Origin of the sequence: Methylobacterium sp. (assembly GCF_019750675.1) — a bacterium.
In the GTDB taxonomy this organism is placed as follows: Bacteria; Pseudomonadota; Alphaproteobacteria; order Rhizobiales; family Beijerinckiaceae; genus Methylobacterium.
Window position 1 is genome coordinate 1 of record NZ_JAIEOF010000209.1, and the last position, 17,182, is coordinate 17,182.

General features: G+C 72.2%; 17 protein-coding genes. 4 read left to right on the forward strand and 13 right to left on the reverse strand.

Translation table 11 applies throughout. The annotated features are described in order from the left end of the window. The first annotated feature begins 73 nt into the window (after positions 1-73). Positions 74-2,008: a DNA mismatch repair endonuclease MutL gene (mutL, locus tag K2X24_RS11385; protein ID WP_292498009.1), complete on the forward strand. Its 1,935-nt coding sequence runs from the start codon at positions 74-76 to the stop codon at positions 2,006-2,008. Between the two features lie 13 nt (positions 2,009-2,021). Here mutL and K2X24_RS11390 read toward each other — a convergent pair whose 3' ends face one another. Then, positions 2,022-2,633: an NAD(P)H-dependent oxidoreductase gene (locus tag K2X24_RS11390; protein WP_292497979.1), complete on the reverse strand. Its 612-nt coding sequence runs from the start codon at positions 2,631-2,633 to the stop codon at positions 2,022-2,024. A 75-nt stretch (positions 2,634-2,708) separates the two neighbouring features. Between K2X24_RS11390 and K2X24_RS11395 the strand changes: the two genes are divergently transcribed. Next, positions 2,709-3,131 (forward strand): helix-turn-helix domain-containing protein, encoded by a 423-nt coding sequence (locus K2X24_RS11395; RefSeq protein ID WP_292497981.1) that lies wholly within the window; start codon positions 2,709-2,711, stop codon positions 3,129-3,131. Here the strand turns inward: K2X24_RS11395 and K2X24_RS11400 are convergent. From K2X24_RS11400 to K2X24_RS11415, 4 genes are all read right to left on the reverse strand, one after another. Beyond that, on the reverse strand, positions 3,119-4,252 hold the full coding sequence (locus K2X24_RS11400) for a spore photoproduct lyase family protein (RefSeq protein WP_292497983.1): 1,134 nt from the start codon (positions 4,250-4,252) through the stop codon (positions 3,119-3,121). The genes K2X24_RS11395 and K2X24_RS11400 overlap by 13 nt on opposite strands. A 60-nt stretch (positions 4,253-4,312) precedes the next feature. Then, a complete protein-coding gene (gene rsmD, locus K2X24_RS11405; protein WP_292497985.1) occupies positions 4,313-4,870 on the reverse strand; it encodes a 16S rRNA (guanine(966)-N(2))-methyltransferase RsmD in 558 nt (185 codons plus the stop codon). Beyond that, positions 4,867-6,834, reverse strand: coding sequence for a pseudouridine synthase (locus K2X24_RS11410; protein ID WP_292498011.1), 1,968 nt, complete (start codon positions 6,832-6,834; stop codon positions 4,867-4,869). Before K2X24_RS11410 ends, rsmD begins: the two co-directional genes overlap by 4 nt. Before the next feature lie 743 nt (positions 6,835-7,577). Then, positions 7,578-7,781: a CsbD family protein gene (locus tag K2X24_RS11415; protein ID WP_292497988.1), complete on the reverse strand. Its 204-nt coding sequence runs from the start codon at positions 7,779-7,781 to the stop codon at positions 7,578-7,580. Positions 7,782-7,938: 157 nt separating this feature from the next. On the opposite strand from K2X24_RS11415, the gene K2X24_RS11420 reads away from it, so the two are divergent. Next, the gene (locus K2X24_RS11420; RefSeq protein ID WP_292497989.1) at positions 7,939-8,427 is read left to right on the forward strand and encodes a nucleoside deaminase; all 489 of its coding nucleotides are present in this window, start codon (positions 7,939-7,941) and stop codon (positions 8,425-8,427) included. A 4-nt stretch (positions 8,428-8,431) separates the two neighbouring features. Here the strand turns inward: K2X24_RS11420 and K2X24_RS11425 are convergent, their stop codons facing one another. Next, positions 8,432-8,737 (reverse strand): hypothetical protein, encoded by a 306-nt coding sequence (locus K2X24_RS11425; protein WP_292497992.1) that lies wholly within the window; start codon positions 8,735-8,737, stop codon positions 8,432-8,434. Positions 8,738-8,834: 97 nt separating this feature from the next. Beyond that, entirely contained in the window at positions 8,835-10,310 is a 1,476-nt protein-coding gene (locus tag K2X24_RS11430; protein WP_292498014.1) for an MFS transporter, read from the reverse strand. Positions 10,311-10,456: 146 nt separating this feature from the next. Here K2X24_RS11430 and K2X24_RS11435 point away from each other — a divergent pair, with 146 nt between their 5' ends. After that, the gene (locus K2X24_RS11435) at positions 10,457-10,744 is read left to right on the forward strand and encodes a hypothetical protein (RefSeq protein WP_292497995.1); all 288 of its coding nucleotides are present in this window, start codon (positions 10,457-10,459) and stop codon (positions 10,742-10,744) included. Between the two features lie 3 nt (positions 10,745-10,747). On the opposite strand, the gene K2X24_RS11440 is transcribed toward K2X24_RS11435, so the two are convergent. The 6 genes from K2X24_RS11440 to K2X24_RS11465 all read right to left on the reverse strand — a co-directional run. Beyond that, a complete protein-coding gene (locus K2X24_RS11440; RefSeq protein WP_292497997.1) occupies positions 10,748-11,830 on the reverse strand; it encodes an ABC transporter permease in 1,083 nt (360 codons plus the stop codon). Then, a complete protein-coding gene (locus K2X24_RS11445; protein ID WP_292497998.1) occupies positions 11,827-12,750 on the reverse strand; it encodes an ABC transporter permease in 924 nt (307 codons plus the stop codon). The genes K2X24_RS11440 and K2X24_RS11445 overlap by 4 nt, the downstream gene beginning before the upstream one ends. Beyond that, positions 12,747-14,348 carry a peptide ABC transporter substrate-binding protein gene (locus tag K2X24_RS11450; protein ID WP_292498000.1) on the reverse strand — a complete coding sequence of 534 codons (1,602 nt, stop codon included), beginning with the start codon at positions 14,346-14,348 and terminating at the stop codon, positions 12,747-12,749. The genes K2X24_RS11445 and K2X24_RS11450 overlap by 4 nt, the downstream gene beginning before the upstream one ends. Before the next feature lie 4 nt (positions 14,349-14,352). Next, entirely contained in the window at positions 14,353-14,787 is a 435-nt protein-coding gene (locus tag K2X24_RS11455; RefSeq protein WP_056354020.1) for a heme-binding protein, read from the reverse strand. A gap of 71 nt (positions 14,788-14,858) precedes the next feature. Continuing rightward, positions 14,859-15,842 (reverse strand): alpha/beta fold hydrolase, encoded by a 984-nt coding sequence (locus K2X24_RS11460; protein ID WP_292498004.1) that lies wholly within the window; start codon positions 15,840-15,842, stop codon positions 14,859-14,861. 290 nt (positions 15,843-16,132) lie between these two features. Beyond that, a partial coding sequence (locus K2X24_RS11465; protein WP_292498007.1) for an ATP-binding cassette domain-containing protein occupies positions 16,133-17,182 on the reverse strand: 1,050 nt, incomplete at its 5' end.

Genomic DNA, 17,182 nt, shown 5'->3' on the forward strand with positions numbered 1-17,182 from the left:
CCTAGAGCTTTCCCCGGCGGTTCGCGCCGGCAGCCTTTCGGGCGCGGAGCCGGCCTCCTATACTCGGGCGGGCATGACCACGCCCCTTCGTCCCGTTCGCCGCCTCGATCCGATCCTCGTCGACCGCATCGCGGCGGGCGAGGTGGTCGAGCGGCCGGCCTCCGCCGTCAAGGAACTCGTCGAGAACGCCATCGATGCGGGCGCACGCAGCATCGAGGTGACGATCGAGGGGGGCGGGCGCCGCCTCATCCGGGTGGTTGATGACGGCGCCGGCATGAGCGCCGCCGACCTCGCCCTCGCGGTGGAGCGCCACGCCACCTCGAAGCTGCCCGGCGGCGACCTCACCCGGATCGACACCCTGGGCTTTCGCGGCGAGGCGCTGCCCTCGATCGGCGCCGTGGCCCGCCTGACCCTGACGAGCCGGACGGCGGATGCCGACACCGGCGCCACGCTCACGGTGGATGCCGGGGTGAAGGGCGAGGTCCGCCCCGCGCCCAGCGCACGCGGCACCCGCATCGAGGTGGCGGACCTGTTCTGCGCGATGCCGGCACGGCTCAAGTTCCTCAAGTCCGACCGGGCCGAGACCGCCGCCATCGGCGACATCCTGCGGCGCCTCGCGGTGGCCCAACCCGGCATCCGCCTCGTGCTGCGCTCCGAGAGCGGGGCCCCGCAGGTATTTCCGGCCGAGGCCGATACGGGGAGCGCGGCGACCCTGCGCCGGCTGACCGGGGTGTTCGGAACCGATTTTGGCGCCAATTCCGCGCCGCTCGCCATGGCGCGCGAGGGCTTCGCGCTTGCCGGACATATCGGCCTGCCGAGCTACCACCGGGGCAACGCCAACCAGATCCACTTCACCGTGAACGGGCGTCCGGTGCGCGACCGCCTGCTGCTCGGGGCCGTGCGGGGCGCCTATGCCGACACGATGAGCTCGGACCGGCACCCGGTCCTGGCGCTCGCGATCCTGTGCGACCCCGCCCTCGTCGACGTCAACGTGCACCCGGCCAAGACGGAGGTCCGCTTCCGCGACCCCGGCCTGATCCGGGGGCTCATCGTCAGCGCGATCCACGAGACCCTGCGGCAGGCGGGCCTGCGCGGCTCGACCACGGGGGCGGCCCGCACCCTGGACGCACTGCGTCCGGCGAGCCTCCCCACATCAAGCCTCCCCGGATCGGGTTACGCCGTGCATTCGGGCGCGAGCGCCTACCCGGCCCCGAGCGCCGCGCAACCCCGGGGATGGCCGTCCGTCGCGGCGCCGTCCGGCTACGTCTCGGCGCCCCGCGCCCCTGCCTTCGCGGGCCTCGCCGAGGCGCCCCAGGCGGCCTTCCAGCACGATTTCGCGGCCCCCTCGGCGGATCTGCGGGCGCCTCCTGAGGGGGAACTCGCCGAGGCCGTGGCGCATCCCCTCGGAGCGGCGCGGGCGCAGCTGCACGAGACCTACATCGTCGCCCAGACCACGGATGGCCTCGTGCTGGTTGACCAGCACGCGGCGCATGAGCGCCTCGTCTACGAGCGCCTCAAGGGTGAGCGGGCACGCGGCGGCATCGCCCGCCAGGGCCTGCTGATTCCCGACGTGGTGGAGATGGCGCCGGGGGACGCCGAGCGCCTCGTGGCCGCCGCCCCCGACCTCGAGCGGCTCGGCCTGACCGTGGAGGCGTTCGGCAGCGGCGCCGTGCTGGTCCGCGCGGTGCCCGCCGCTCTGGCCAACGCCTCGATCCGCAACCTTGTCGCCGACATCCTCGACGCGCTCACCGCGAGCGGGCTCGAGGACGACAGCCCGGACGGCACCGACGAAGGCGGTGGGCCCCTCGGCCGCCGCCTCGACGCGATCCTCTCGCGCATGAGCTGTCACGGCTCGATCCGGGCCGGGCGGCGCCTGCGGCCGGAGGAGATGAACGCCCTCCTGCGCGAGATGGAGGCGACCCCCTTCGCCGCCACCTGCAACCACGGCCGCCCGACCTTCGTGGAGTTGAAGCTGCACGACATCGAGCGGCTGTTCGGCCGCCGCTGAGAGTTGCCGGCATTCAGGCCGGCGGAATGTTCCCGGCGGCCTTGAGCGCCCCGGCGAGGGCCTTCTCGCGGGCCTCCGGACCGAGGGCGATGCCCTCCGCGATCACGAATTCCGGGTTCGTCACGCCGATGAAGTCGAGAACGACGCGCAGATAAGTCTCGGCATGTTCGGCCTTCGCACTGGCAGACCCTTCACCGTAGAGGCCGCCACGCGCCACGGCGACGATGACGCGCTTCTCGGGCACGAGGCCGACCGAGCCGGTCTCCGTGTACTTGAAGGTCTGGCCCGCCACGAGGATGCGGTCTGTCCAGGCCTTCAGCTGGGACGAGATCGTGAAGTTGTAGAGGGGCGCGCCGATCACCACGATGTCGGCGGCCATGAATTCGGACAGGACCGTGCGGCCGAGTTCCACGTCGTTCTGGATATCGGAGGTGTTGGTGGCGTTGGGCTGCTGCCCCGCCAGGTATGCGCCCGAGAGGTGCGGGATCGGCGTCGCGGCGACATCCCGGTAGGTCACCGCGAGATCCGGCGCTCCAGCCTTCAGGTGCGCGACGATCGCGGCCGAGACGGCGCGGCTGACGGAATGATCGCCCAGGATGCTGCCGTCGACGTGCAGGAGTTTCATGTTGGTCCCCGGTATCAGAAGTGTACCGAGTGGCTATAGATGACCGGATCGGCAGCGGCGCAAGGAGGCACATGCGTGGAACCGGGGCACAGCGAAGACACTGCGGCGGACCGCGCACACCGCCCGGGCGACTGCCGGGTGGTCGGCACGGTGCTGGCGCGGATCGGCGACAAGTGGAGCATCCTCGTGGTGATGACGCTGACGGAGGGGCCGCGCCGCTTCAACGAGCTGAAGCGTCTGATCGGCGGCATCTCGCAGCGGATGCTCACCTTCACCCTGCGGGGCCTGGAGCGCGACGGCCTCGTCACGCGCACCGTCACCCCGACGATCCCGCCGCGGGTGGATTATGAACTCACCGCCCTCGGGCGCTCCCTGCAGGGCCCCGTCCAGGCGCTCGGCGCCTGGGCCTTCGCGAACCTTCCGGCGATTCAGCATGCCCGTGCCCGCTTCGACGGCGCGGGTGCTGCACCGGAAGCGGGCGAGGCTCAGGTCCAGTAGAGCAGGCGGGCGCCGGGAAGCTCGCGCGAGACCGCCGCGCTGATCTCCTCCCGCATGGCCTGCATGAGGTCGCGCGGATAGACGTACTTCACCGAGCCGAATTTGGTGAGCTTGCGGGTGCGCTCGGCCTCGCGCATCGGCAGGTCGGAGCCGGGATACCAGCCCTGCAGGACCTCCTTCGAGCCCGGCGTGAAGCGGTGGGTGATGAGTTCGACCGTCAGGTCGAGGTCGCGCACGCCCTCGAGCGCGCGGGCCGCCGCGCGCAGGAGGTCCGTGTAGGCTTGCCGCCAGTCCGGCACGGGCATGATCGGCGCGATCGTGAGCCCGACCGGATAGCCGGCGCGCGCCAGGGCGCCGAGGGCATCGAGGCGCGCGTCGAGGCTGGCGGTTCCGCCCTCGTAGCGGGCGGCCGCCCGGGCATTCACCGAGACGCGCACCCGCGTGCGTCCGCGATGGGGCAGGGCGAGGAGCGGCGCGACGGCGGCGAACTTCGTCGTGAAGCGCAGCTGCACGGGCGCGTCCCAGGCGCCGAAACGCGTGATCGCCGCCGAGAGCGAGCCGGTGAGGTGCTCGATGCCCAGCGGGTCGGTGTAGCAGGAGGCCTCGAAGGTGGTTCCCTCCCGCGCCCGCGCCGCCTGGGCCGAGGTGACGTTGCCGTTCCCGAGATAGCCGTCGAGATTGGCCAGGATCGCGTCGAGGTTGGCATAGGCCCGCGTCACCGGCGGCCCCGACAGAGAGCCGGCCAGGTAGCAGTACTGGCAGTGGGCCGGGCAGCCCTCCGCCAGATCGAAGCGCCAGTCCGCGCTCGGCGGGATCGGTTGCAACTTCAGTTTGGTCGGCGGCGCCACCACGATGGCGAGGGTCGCCTTGGCCTCGCGGTAGGCCTGGCGCGGGTCGGCGTCCCGCGTGGCGGTGATCCGATTGCTCTTGAGGCGCTCGACGGGAAGGCCGACGCTCTCGGCCCGCGCCACCATCGCGCGGCCGTGGGACTGCTCCAGGGCGGCCGGCGTGACCACCACGCGGCGCGGCCGCCACAAACGCGGCCCGCGCGGGGCATCGACCGGGGCAGCTTCGACCGGCTCGGCGGCGTCGGTATCCGTGAGGGCGTCTTCGAGGACCATGGCGGGGGAACGCGGCGGGACGGCCCGGGGGTTCCCCGCCGCGCGCAGCGGTCGCGGCGCTCAGGCGCCGTAGCGCGCGTAGGCCAGGGCGGTGTCCCCGTAGACCCGGCGCTCCAGCGCCGTGAAGCCCGCCGGCAGGGCGACCTGGACGCTGGCCGATTCCTCGACCAGCACCAGGGCGCCGGGGGCGAGCCAGCCGCCTTCCGCCGCGCTGGTCAACGCGGCCGGCGCGAGATCGCGGTTGTAGGGCGGATCGCAGAACACCAGGGTGAAGGTACCGCTGGTGCCGGCGGGACCGAGGCGGGTGGCGTCGCGCCGGAACAGCCGGGTCGCGCCCTCCGCGCCGAAAGCCTCGATGTTCTCGCGGATCAGCGCGCGCGCCTCCGCGCCCTCGTCGACGAGGAGGGCGTAGGCCGCGCCCCGCGACAGGGCCTCGAAGCTGAGCGCGCCGGTGCCGGCGAAGAGGTCGAGCACCCGCGCGCCGACGACCGCGTCGTCATAGGCGTGCGCCAGGACGTTGAAGATCGCCTCGCGCAGACGGTCCGAGGTCGGACGGATCGCGTCGGTCTTCGGGGTGGCGAGGCGGCGACCACGATGATCGCCGCCGACGATCCTCACCGGCTGCCGCCGCGCGGCGGACGGCCCGCGCCGCCGCCGGGCTTGTTGAAGCCGCCGGGCTTGCCGCCGCCCGCGCCGCCCCGGCTGAAGCCGCCGGGCTTGCCCGCCCCACCGGGCTTGCCTGACCTGCCGGCCCCGCCGGGCTTACCGCCATCCTTGAAGCCACCGGCCTTGAAGCCGCCCGGCTTACCGGCGCCCTTGAAGCCGCCGCGATCGCCCTCCGGCCGGGCTCCGCCGGCCTTGAAGCCGCCGGTCCGTTCGCCGCCGCGGAAGCCGGTCGGCTTGTCGCCACGAAATCCGCTGGGCTTGTCGCCGCGCGCTCCGTCGGGCCGGTCGCCACGGGGGGCCGAACTCCGGCCGCCGCGCTCCTCACCCGCGAAGCGGCTGGCCTGGCTCCGGAACGGGCCGCGGGGACGATCCTCGCTGCCGGGCGGCGGGCCGCGGCGTTCGGCGCCGTCCTCGCGGGAGCGGTTCGGTCGGGGACCCTCCTGGCGGAAACCATCGCGCGGACGATCCTCGTCGCGGCGCGGGGGCCGTCCCTCGTTGCCGAAGCTCCGGGGCGGACGCCCCGCATCGGCGAAACTGCGGGGCGGACGCCCCGCATCGGGACCGCGCCGCGCCGGACGGTCGTCGGCCTGCCGGACCGTGCGGGCCGGGGCTTCCGCGCGGACCGCGCTGTCGCGGCGATGCGGGGCGGGCGCCGGCTCCTGCGGGCTCGACTTCAGGCGCTCCACCAGCACGCGGCGCTCGCCCGTGCTGATCGCGCCGACGCGCTCGCGGCCACGGGCGGCCGCGGCCTCGCGCTCGGCCTTCGGGTCGGCGCCCCGGCGCGGGATCTTCACACGGCGCGGCGCATCCTCCGGACGGGCCTCGTCCTCGGCGCGCCAGACGGAGCGACGCGGGCCGGCGCTGTTGCCGCCGGTGGGCACCCTGGCGGGCTTGGCCGGTGCCATCGGGCGGCCGCCGCCGCGCGACCTCTCGTCGTCGTAGCCGCGCGGCTCGCGGCGCTGGGCGGCCGCGGCGCTGCGGGCGGGCTGCTTGGCCTGCTGCTTGGGCGAGCCGAAGGGCGCGATCGGCTCGCGCACCGGACTCTCGAAATCGACGCCGGCCTGCTCCGAGAGGGCCGGGCCGAGCTGTTCCTTGAGGACCTTGGTGCGGATCTCCTCGGCGAGCCCCGCCTCGAGGTCACCGAGCTGGAACGGCCCGAACGACAGGCGGATCAGCCGGTTCACCGCCAGTCCGAGATGCTCGAGGATGACCTTGACCTCGCGGTTCTTGCCCTCGCGCAGGCCGAGCGTCAGCCAGAGGTTGTCGCCGGACGCGCGGTCCAGGGTCGCCTCGACCGGACCGTAATCCATGCCGTCGACGGTCACGCCGCGACGCAGCTTGTCGAGCTCCGCCTGGCTTGTGTCGCCGTGGGCGCGCACGCGGTAGCGGCGCAGCCATCCCGTATCCGGGTGGGCGATGACCTTGGCGAGGCCGCCGTCGTTGGTGAGGAGGAGCAAGCCCTCGGTGTTGATGTCGAGGCGCCCGATGGCGACGACGCGGGGCAGGTCCTCGGGCAGGTTGTCGAAGACGGTCTGGCGGCCCTCGGGGTCGCGGGCCGTGGTCACGAGGCCGCGCGGCTTGTGGTAGATCCACAGGCGGGTGCGCTCGCGGGCGGGCAGCGGCTCGCCGTCGACGGTGATCCGGTCGTCCGGGGTGACGTTGATGGCGGGCGAGGTCAGCACCCGGCCGTTCAGGGTCACGCGGCCCTGCTCGATCATCGCCTCGGCGTCGCGGCGCGAGGCGATACCGGCGCGGGCGATCGCCTTGGCGATGCGGTCGCCCTCGGGCGTCGTGCCGTCCGCAGGGGAAGCCCCCACGGGGGCGATCCCGGCAGACTCCGCCGCCGGCGCGACCTTCGCGGGGGGCTTGCGGCGCAGGGGCGCATCGCCCCCACGGGGCAGGGCGGCGCGCGGCATGGCGGCGTGGCGGACCTTCGGCTTTTCCTCGGCCGAGTTGCCGGGAATGCCCGCATCCGTGGCCGGAGCCCAGGGCTCGGACGGCTCGGGCTTCGCGGCCGGCGCCTCGGAGACTTGTGGTTCGGGCGCTTCGGGCGCGGCCTTGGCCCGGGCACGCTTCGCGGCGGCCGCCTTCGGCTCGGGCACCGCCGGCTTGGGAGCCTCGGCCTCCAGGGCCTCGACCGTCGCCGGATCCAACGCGACCTCGTCGGCCTCCGATTTGGATGCCTTGGATTTGGTTGCCATGGATTTGGCCGTCTTGGGCTTGACCACCTCGGACTTGGCAGCGGTGGACTTGGCAGCGGTGGACTCGGCCGCCTCGAACTTGGCTGTGATCGACTTGGCCGATCCGGCCTTCGTCTTCGTCGCGGGCTTGGCGGGCTTGGCGTGCTTCGCCGTCTCGTCTTCGCGCGTGGCCGGCTCCACGGTCTCGGCCGCGGCAGCCTCCGGCGCTGCGGCCGGAACCTTCGAAGGCGCCTTGGTCTTCGAATGGGATTTCTTGGCAGGTGCGTCCGCGGCCCCGCCCATCGTGTCGTCAGTCTTGTCGGTCATGCCTGCCCCATAACAGAGCGCAGGCCGTGTTGCGAGTGATCCCGCGCGAATGCGTCGCGGCACCCCCTCGGTTTCACCTGAAAACGCGGAAAGGCGGCTCGCGCCGCCTTTCTCACTCGCCGTTTCGGGAGCTCAAGCTCCGGAAATCGTGCTCAGAGCTTGCTCTTCACCGTGTCGGCGGCGTTCTTCACGCCATCCTTGGCATCGCCCACGGTCTTCTGCGTCTCGCCCTTCAGCTCCTGGGCCTTGCCCTCGGCCTTGAGCTTGTCGTTGTCGGTGATGTTGCCGATACCCTGCTTGACGTTGCCGACAGCCTCGTTGGCGAGACCTTTGATCTTGTCGGTGGTGCTGCTCATCGTGCGCTCCTCGTCCATGGTTGGCGGCGTCGACGTCGTTCGACTTGGCCGCATTGCCCTTCCCAACGGCCACGTCGATGCGATGTTCCGGCCCGTAACATACAGACACCAAGTGCCCTCGGTTTCCGGCGTTCGCGCGCCGGGCTAGAACGCGGGTATGTCCGTGCCGGCCTCGCCCCCTCCCGTATCGCCCGAGGAGAACGACGATCCGTTGAGCCTCGCCTTCGCGGCGGCGCGCCGCGCTGCGGCGGAAGGGGAGGTGCCGGTCGGGGCCGTGGTGGTGAAGGACGGCAAGGTCGTCGCCGTGGCGCACAACCGCCCGCGCGCCCTGCGCGACCCGACGGCCCATGCGGAAATCCTGGCGATCCGGGCGGCGTGCACGGCCCTCGACGACGAGCGCCTGAGCGGCTGCGACCTCTACGTGACCCTCGAACCCTGTCCGATGTGCGCGGGCGCGATCGCATTCGCGCGCATCCGCCGCCTGTACTTCGCCGCCGGCGACCCGAAGGGCGGGGCGGTGGAGCACGGGTCCCGGGTGTTCAACCAGCCGACCTGCCATCACAGGCCGGAGGTCTACGGCGGCTTCCGGGAGGCGGAAGCCGCCGGCCTCCTGCGGGCGTTCTTCGCCGCGCGTCGCGAAGACTGACGCCTCAGCTACCGCCGCCGCCCCCGCCGCCGGTGTTTCCGATCGGCTTCTGGTTCTGCTCGGCGTTGCCGGCAGCCCCGGAATTGTTCGAGATGCTGGAGGCACCCGTGGCCCCCGGCGCGATGGTGCCGATCGAGCCCGGGCCGCCGTTGTCGATGCCGCCGGGCTTCACCACCGGATCGCCGGCGACACCGGGCTGCGTCATGCGCGGCGGGCCGGGCTGCTTGATCTCGGCCGGAGCATTGCCCTGTGCGAGCGCGAGGGAGCCGCTGGCCAGGACCAGCGCGAGCGTGGTGGGAATGATCCGCATGATGTCCTTCCGGGGATGGGTGTGACAGGGTTTTGCCCGGATCAACACGAACCATCCCAGGCGGTTTCAAGCTTAGCCGGCACCCGGCAACGCGTTTCTACGCAGCCGCCAGGGGTTTCGAGACGTCCTCCAGGGATTTGCCCTCGGCCGCCGTGCCGAAGCGGCCGCCGACCACCGCCGCCACCGCCATCAGGGCGGCGCCGATCAGGTAGCCGATCAGCACGTTGTCGCGGGAGCCCGTCTCCACAAGGGCGCCGAACAGGAGTGGGCCCGAGACGCCGCCGATGCCGGTGCCGAGCGCATAGAACACCGCGATGGCGAGCGCCCGGATCTCCAGCGGGAAGGTCTCCGCGACGGTGAGGTAGGCCGCGCTCGCGGCCGCCGAGGCGAAGAAGAACACCACCATCCAGGCCGCGGTCTGGCCGACGGGGCCGAACACGTCGATCTTGAAGAGGTAGCCTGTGATGGTGAGCAGCACGGCCGAGATGCCGTAGGTGAAGGCGATCATCGGGCGGCGGCCGATGGTGTCGAACAGGCGGCCCAGGAGCAGCGGGCCGAGGAAGGAGCCCAGCGCGAAGGGCAGCAGGTACCAGCCGACATGGTCGCCCGGCACGCCGTAGAACCGCTGCAGCACCAGGGCGTAGGTGAAAAACAGGGCGTTGTAGAAGAACGCCTGCGCCACCATCAGGGCGAGGCCCACAAGGGTCTGCTTGCGGTGGCCGACCAGCATGGTGCCGAACACCTCCTTGAGGGGCGTGTGGCTGCGGGTCTTCAGCTTCATCCGCTTGGCCTCGTCGATGGGCGGCAGGGTATGGCCCTCGTCGGTGAAGCGCTTCTCGATGCTGGTGACGACCCGGTCGGCCTCCGCGACGTAGCCGTGGGTGGCGAGCCAGCGCGGGCTCTCGGGGATCCAGGTCCGCAGGAGCAGGATGACGAGACCGATGCCGCCCCCGACGAAGAAGGCGATGCGCCAGCCCCAGGCCGGGTCGATCATCCCCGGGCGCAGCACGACGATGGAGAGGAAGGAGCCCATCGCCGCCCCGATCCAGAACGAGCCGTTGATGACGAGGTCCGTCCAGCCGCGCACGCGGGCGGGCACGAGTTCCTGGATCGTCGAGTTGATCGCGGTGTACTCGCCGCCGATGCCGGCGCCGGTGAGGAAGCGGAAGAGGCAGAAGCTGTAGATGTTCCAGGACAGGCCGGTGGCGGCGGTGGCGGCGAGGTAGAGCGCCAGCGTGATGAAGAACAGCTTCTTGCGGCCGATGCGGTCGGTGAGCCAGCCGAAGCCCAGCGCCCCCGTCACGGCGCCGACGAGGTAGGAACTGGCAGCCAACCCGATGTCGAACTCGGTGAAGCTCATGGGTTCGGCCCGCAGGGCGCCGACCAGGGAGCCCGCCAGGGTCACCTCGAGGCCGTCGAGCACCCAGGTGATGCCGAGCGCCACGATGACGAGGACGTGGAAACGCCCCCAGGGCAGGCGGTCGAGCCGGGCCGAGATGTCGGTGTCGATCGCCGTCCCCATCGGGACCCGCTCCGGCGCGGAGCCTCCCGCACCTGCGCTCGCGCTCGTCACGGCCTTGGTTGCCATCGAATCCTCGTTAACCGTGCCTCGCGACAGTTGTTGGCAAACCTCCGGACACTGTGCGGGTTCCGCCAAGCTTCGCGCCTCGGTTAAGCGATCTGCGCTCGACTGTGTGGCCTCTGCCGGATGCCGCCCCGATGCCCCGCCTGACCGATCTTCTTGCCGCCCTGCCCGCGATCCTCGGTTCCACCGCGATTCTGACCTACGGCATGATCGTGCTCATCCAGGCCCGAACCGTTCCGGACGGCGTGGACCCGGTTCGAACGCCGCCCGGCGCACGCGATGCCTGGCGCCTGCGGGCGAGCGACGTCGCGACGACGAGTTCCATCGGTCAGACCGAGCCGAAGGGCCGCCCGGCCAGGGAGATCCCCGACGAGCGCCGCGTGGTGCGCCTGGTCTATCCGGGCCTCGCCGGACCGCGCTGAGTCTCAGCCACCGGCGGACAGGCGCGGATCGAGGGCGTCGGCGAGGCCGTCGCCCAGAACGTTCAGGGCCACCAGGGTCGCGACGAGAAACCCGGCCGGTGCGGCCAGCATCCAGGGCGCGGATTCGATGGCGCGCGAGCCCTCGGCGATGAGGGCGCCCCAGCTCGTGGCCGGCTCCTGTACGCCCAGCCCGAGGAAGGAGAGGAAGCTCTCCAGCAGGATCACCCGGGGCACCAGCAGGGTCGCCGCCACCGTGACGGGTCCCAGGGTGTTGGGCACGATGTGACGGCGCAGGATCGCGGCGCCCGAGAGGCCGAGCGCCTCGGCGGCCCGCACGAAGTCGCGGTTCCGGAGCGACAGGGTCTGCGCCCGGGTGATGCGGGCCATGTCGAGCCATTCGACAGCCGCGATGGCGATCAGGATCAGCCCGAGCCCGGCCCGGAAGAACACCAGCAGCATGATGACGAAGAACACGAACGGCAGGGCATAGAGCACGTCGACGAGGCGCATCATCACCGCGTCGACCCGGCCGCCGACAAAGCCCGCCACCGCGCCGTAGGTGACGCCGATGAGGAGGGCGACGCCGGTGGCGACGAGGCCGATGAGGAGAGAGATCCGGCCGGCGACGAGGCTGCGGCTGAGGAGGTCGCGCCCGAGCACGTCGGTGCCGAGGGGAAAGTAGAGCCGTCGCACCGGCGCCTCGACGGAGAGGCGGCGCCCCTCGGCGTCCCGCGCCACGACCGTGGCGGCGCCGAACAGGTCCGAGCGCGGCAGGTAGCTCAGCGCCCGCTCGTTGATCGGGGCCGGCGCCGACAGGGTGACCCGCAGGATTCCGTCCTCGACCCGGATCGCCTCGGCCGTCGCGCGCATCCGGAAGGCGAGGCGCTCCACCGCCGGGGCGATGGCCTCGGGGCGCGGATGGGGCCGGAGCGAGGGCGCTGTGCGCACGAGGTCGGGATAGATCCTGCCGGGATCGTGGCCGGTGAGCAGGGGGCCGACGAGGCAGGCGAGGGCGACCAGCGCCAGGACGGCGAGGGCCGCGAGGGCGCCCCGGTTGCGGGCGAGGCGCCCGAGGGCGCGCCTCACCGGGCCGCCCGCAGGCGCGGATCGAGGAGCGCGGAGAGGAGGTCGGCCACGAGGTTGAGGACGATGACGAAGAGAGCCACCAGCACGACCGTGCCCATCACCAGCGTATAGTCGCGGTTGAGCGCCCCGTCGACGAAGTAGCGGCCGATGCCGGGCAGGCCGAAGATGGTCTCGACCACCACCGATCCGGTGAGCAGGGCGGCCGCCGTCGGCCCGAGGATCGCCACCACCGGCAGCAGCGCCCCGCGCAGGGCGTGGCGGGCGATGCGGTGGGGCGGCAGGCCCATGGCGCGCTGGGTGCGGATAGGCTGGGCGGCCAGCACCTCGCCCAGGGACGCGCGGGTGAGCCGGGCGAGCGCCCCGACCTGGGGCAACGCCAGGGTGATCACCGGGAGCACGAGGTTGGCCGGCGCGCCGTTCTCCCAGCTGCCGACGGGGAGCCAGCGTAGGGTCAGGCCGAAGACGATCTGCAGCAGGGGTGCCACCACGAAGGTCGGCACCGCCAGGGTCAGGCCGGCCGTGAGGCCGACGAGACGGTCGACCCCGCCGCCCCGGTGGAAGGCCGCGAGGGCGCCGAGGCCGATGCCGAGCATCAGGGCGAGCGCCAGCGCGAGCGCGCCGAGCGTCATCGAGACCGGCAGGCCGCGGGCGAACAGGTCGCCGACCGTGAGGTCGCGGAAGGAGAATGACGGCCCGAAATCGCCGGTGAGCAGCGCACCGAGGTAGCGCAGGTATTGGACGGGCAGGGGCTGATCGAGGCCGTAGACCCGGGCGAGGTTCGCCATGGCGGCCGGCGGCAGGGGCCGCTCCAGGTCGAAGGGCCCACCCGGCGCGAGCCGGATCAGGAAGAAGCTCACGGTGACCACGGCGAACAGGGTCGGGATCGCCTGGACGAGGCGGCGCAGGACGAAGCCGATCACGCGGTCAGCCTCAGGAAGCGCGTCGGGGCGGCGTTGCGCAGGTTCGGGTGGTAGCCGGCAAGGCGCGGGGCGATGAGGGCCTTCGAGCGGGTGTGCATCACCGGAATCCAGGGCAGCTCGGTGACCACGATGGTCTCGGCCTCGTAGAGGATGTCCGCCCGCCGGGCGATGTCGCGCTCGGCCGCCGCCCGGCGCATCAGGGCGTCGTAGACCGGGTTGCTGTAGTGGCCGGGGTTCAGCCCGTCATTGCCGGACTCCAGCAAAAACAAAAAATTCTGCGGGTCGGAATAGTCGGCGATCCAGGACATGCGCGCCACGTCGAAGTCGCCGCCGTCGCGCAGGTAGGCGAAGTGGGTCTTGGCGTCGGTGTAGACGAAGCGGGACACGACGCCGATGCCGCGCCACATGTCGGCGATGGCGAGCGCGGTGTTGCGGTTGTTGTCGCTGGTGTTGAAGCGATACTCGACGCGCAGGGGCCGGCCCTCGCCGAACCCGGCTGCCGCCAGCAGCGCCCGGGCCTCGTCCTCGCGGTCGATCGGCAGGGCCTCGCGCCCAGCGGTCTCGGGCGGGGTACGGTAATGGTCGAGGCCGGGCGGACAGAGCGCGTAGGCCGGCTCCATGGTCTCGCCCCAGAGCTTGCTCGCCAGGAACTCGCGGTCGATGACGAGGGAGAGCGCGCGCCGCACCCGCACGTCGTCGAAGGGCGCCTTGCGGGTGTTGACCGCGAGCGCGTAGAGCCCGAGCGCGGGGCCGAGCACCACTTGGCTCCCGAAGCGCGCCTGGAGCGAGGCGATCTGGTCGCCCGGCAGGTCGGCGAGCGAATCGATCTCGCCGGCCGCGTAGCGCCGGACCGCGCTCGAGAGGTCCGGCGTCGGCAGGAAGGCCACCTGCGGGATCGCCACCGTGGCGGCCGCGTGGAAATGCGGGTTGCGCTCCAGGGTGATGCGATCGTTCGGCACCACCTCCCGCAGGCGATAGGGACCGTTGGTCACGCTGTTGCCGGCCCGCGCGAAGGCGTCGCCGTGGCGCGCCACCGAGGGCGGATGCACCGGCAGCGAGGTCTGGTGCGTCAGGAGTTCGAGCAGGTAGGGCGTCGGCTGCTCCAGGGTCAGCACGAGGCGCCGCTCGTCCGGGGCCGCGACGCCGAGGGATTCGGGCGGCAGCGCGCCCTGGTTGACGGAGCGCGCGTTCTTCAGGGGAAACAGGATTTCGGCATACTTCGCCGCCGTGGCGGGGGCGAGGATGCGCCGGAGGGCGAAGACGAAGTCCGCGGCCCGGACCGGGTCGCCGTTCGACCAGCGCCCGTCGTCGCGCAGGGTGAAAGCGTAGGTCAGGCGATCCTCGGACAGGGTCCAGGCGGTGGCCGCCCCCGGGATGATCGCGCCGTGATTGTCGTAGGTGAGCAGGCCCTCGTAGAGATCGCGCAGGATATGCGCCTCGGCCACCGTCGAGGACTTGTGCGGGTCGAGGGTCTCGGGGTCCGCATCGTTGCCGCGCCGGTAGAGGTCGGACGGCGCGGCCGCGGCCCGGCCGACGCCCCCGGCGGCCAGGAGTGCCGCCCCGCCGGCGAGGCAGTGCCGCCGATGCGGGCGGAGCATCGCCTCAGGCGCCGGTCTGCGCGGTGAGCCCCGCCGCCTCGATGCCGGCGACGGCACAGAGTTCGTCGTTGTCCGAGGTGTCGCCCGAGATCCCGACGGCGCCGATCACGGCCTCGCCCCGGCGGATGAGGACGCCGCCTGGCACCGGCACCAGGGCGGCGGGGCCGACGAGGTGGCTGATTGCGGCGACGAAATAGGCCTGCTCCTCGGCCCGCTTGTGGATCGCCCGGCCGCCGAGGCCGAGGGCGAGGCAGCCATTGGCCTTGCCCATGGCCACCTCGGCCCGGCGCAGCGACGTCCCATCCTCGGCGCCCATCGCCTTGAGGGCGCCGCGCGCATCGTAGACCACCACCGCCAGCGGCTTCAGCTTGTGGGCGCGGGCGGTCTCCAGGGCGGTGGCGACGATGGTCTGCGCGGCGGCGAGGGTGAGGTCGGACATCGGGGCTCCGGGTTTTTCTTCGAGCGGGCGTGCCCCTCGACTAACCCGGCGCGGCGCGAGCGGCCAGGGGCTCAGCGCCCCAGCCGCGCCAGGAAGGCGTCGTAGCGGGCCGCGACCTCGGGCAGGCGCTCGAAATGCGGGAAGGCGCCCGTCTCCAGCACGTCGATGGTCCAGTTCGGATCGCCGCGAAAGCGGTCGGCGTGGCGGTAATCGACAAAGTCGCCCCGGGTGCCGTGGATCATCCAGACCGGCCGGTCGAGGCGGGGGTAGACCCGGCCCGTTTCGGTGGCGAAGAGGTGTCCGGCCAGGAACGAGAACGGCGCGAACTCCGCCCCGGGCTGGTGGGCCGAGATCTGGTCGTATTCGAGCAGGCCCTCGTCGATGGCGCGCGAGCCCCAGGTCTTTTCCAGGAAGAAGCGCATGCTCGGGCGGCTGACGAGGAGGTCGAACAGCGACCGCCCCCAGAGCGGATACGCGGCGATCGCCCGGGCCGTGTCGCTGCCGGACGGGTTGCGGCGCTCGAAGCGCTTGTCGAAACCGGTCGGGCTGATCAGCCCGAGGCTGCGGTAATCGCCCGGCCACTCCAGGGCGGCCCGGGCCAGGAACTCGGCCGACAGGGAGAGGGCCACTGCGTCGATGGCGGCGCCCCCGTGCCTCTGCCGGATCTCGTCCGTCACGGCATGGATCGCCGCCGTCATCAGCTCCGGCGTGTAGACCCGGTCGCTGCGCTCGGAGAAGCCGAAGCCCGGCAGGTCGAGGGCGTAGACCGGACGGGCCTTCGCGTAGTGCCGGTAAAGCGGCCGGACCTCGTAGGCGTTGGCGGCCGCATTGACGGAGTGGATCAAAAGGAGCGGCACGCCCTCTTCGGGTCCGCTCGCGTAGAACGTCAGCCCGCCCGCATCGCTGCCGAGACATTCCTGGCGGCCGGGCAGGGGAGGCGGCATCCGGCGATGGTGATCGATGCCGAGGCGGCTATAGGCGATCCAGGCGCCGGCGGCGCCGAGGGGCAGCAGCGCCAGCAGGGGCCCGAGCCGGCGGCGGTGGGCATCGGGCATCTTCGTGGTCCCCTCGAGTTGCGCGCGGTCGGAAACGCCCCGGCGCGTGGGATGTTTCCGATTCGGGGGTCGCGGGTTCGTCGACTCGCGACGCCGTACGACATGCGCTCCGGCTTTACCGCGACCAGAACGCGTCCCTCTCCCCCTTGCGGGGAAAGGTTAGGTGTCGGGGTGGCTCCGCCAGCCTCCGCAGCCTGAGGGTCACCGAACCACCCCAACCTCCAAATACTCCCCGCAAGCGGGAGGAGCGCTCGGGCGCGGCTTTCCGGAACCGGCGATCCCGACCGGCGTCAGGCCGTCGCGCCCTCGATCTCGCCGCTGAGTTCCAACCACTCCTCCTCGGCAGCCTCCAGGGCCGTTGCCGCGTCCGAGCGCATCTTCATCAGTTCGCCGGCCTTGGCCGGATTGGCCTGGAAGGCGGTGCCGTCGGCCAAAGCCGCGTCGATCTTGGCCATGGCGTCGGCGAGCTTCTTCATCCGCCCCTCGACGCCCTCGAGCTTCTTGCGCAAGGGGGCAAGCGCCACGCGGCGGTCGGCGTTGGAGCGGCGCTCCACCGCCTTGGCGCCGCCGGTCGATTCGGCCGCGCCCTTCTCGGCCTCGCGCTCCGGCCCGGCGAGCACGTAGCGGCGGTAATCGTCCATGTCGCCGTCGAAGGCCTTCACGCTGCCGTTGGAGACGAGCCAGAGCCGGTCGGCGCAGGCCTCCACCAGGAAGCGGTCGTGGCTCACCAGGATGACGGCGCCCTCGTAGTCATTGATCGCCTCCACCAGGGCCTGCCGACTCTCGATGTCGAGGTGGTTCGTCGGCTCGTCGAGGATCAGGAGGTGCGGGCCACGGAAAGCCGCGAGCCCCATGAGCAGGCGCGCCTTCTCGCCGCCGGAGAGCTGCGAGACCGGCGTCTCGGACTTCGTGCCCGAGAAGCCGAGGCGGGCGGCCGCGGCGCGGGCCTTGGATTCCGGCACGTCCGGCATCAGGTCACGGACATGGGCGTAGGCGCTCTCGGCCGGGCGCAGCTCGTCGAGCTGGTGCTGGGCGAAGTAGGCGACCTCCATCTTCGAGGAGCGGCGCAGCTCGCCGCTCAACGGGGGCAGGCGCCCGCCGATGAGCTTGCAGAAGGTCGATTTGCCGTTGCCGTTGGCGCCGAGGAGCGCCACCCGGTCGTCGGGCGCCAGACTCAGGTTGAGGCCCGAGAGCACGATCCGGTCCGGGTAGCCGGCCTGGACCCGCTCCATCGCGACGATGGGGGGCGAGAGCGGCCGCTCCGGGCTCGGCAGGCGGAAGGCCGGCACGTCGTCCTCGATCACCGAGGCGATGATCTCCATCTTGGCGAGGCGCTTGAC

Coding starts and splice junctions, on each gene's coding strand:
- K2X24_RS11425 (WP_292497992.1), bottom strand. CDS start 8,737: ATGCGGATCATTCCCACCACGCTCGCGCTGGTCCTGGCCAGCGGCTCC.
- K2X24_RS11420 (WP_292497989.1), top strand. CDS start 7,939: ATGTCCGTGCCGGCCTCGCCCCCTCCCGTATCGCCCGAGGAGAACGAC.
- K2X24_RS11390 (WP_292497979.1), bottom strand. CDS start 2,633: ATGAAACTCCTGCACGTCGACGGCAGCATCCTGGGCGATCATTCCGTC.
- K2X24_RS11450 (WP_292498000.1), bottom strand. CDS start 14,348: ATGCTCCGCCCGCATCGGCGGCACTGCCTCGCCGGCGGGGCGGCACTC.
- K2X24_RS11400 (WP_292497983.1), bottom strand. CDS start 4,252: ATGGTCCTCGAAGACGCCCTCACGGATACCGACGCCGCCGAGCCGGTC.
- K2X24_RS11455 (WP_056354020.1), bottom strand. CDS start 14,787: ATGTCCGACCTCACCCTCGCCGCCGCGCAGACCATCGTCGCCACCGCC.
- mutL (WP_292498009.1), top strand. CDS start 74: ATGACCACGCCCCTTCGTCCCGTTCGCCGCCTCGATCCGATCCTCGTC.
- K2X24_RS11435 (WP_292497995.1), top strand. CDS start 10,457: ATGCCCCGCCTGACCGATCTTCTTGCCGCCCTGCCCGCGATCCTCGGT.
- K2X24_RS11410 (WP_292498011.1), bottom strand. CDS start 6,834: ATGCCGCGCGCCGCCCTGCCCCGTGGGGGCGATGCGCCCCTGCGCCGC.
- K2X24_RS11460 (WP_292498004.1), bottom strand. CDS start 15,842: ATGCCCGATGCCCACCGCCGCCGGCTCGGGCCCCTGCTGGCGCTGCTG.
- K2X24_RS11415 (WP_292497988.1), bottom strand. CDS start 7,781: ATGAGCAGCACCACCGACAAGATCAAAGGTCTCGCCAACGAGGCTGTC.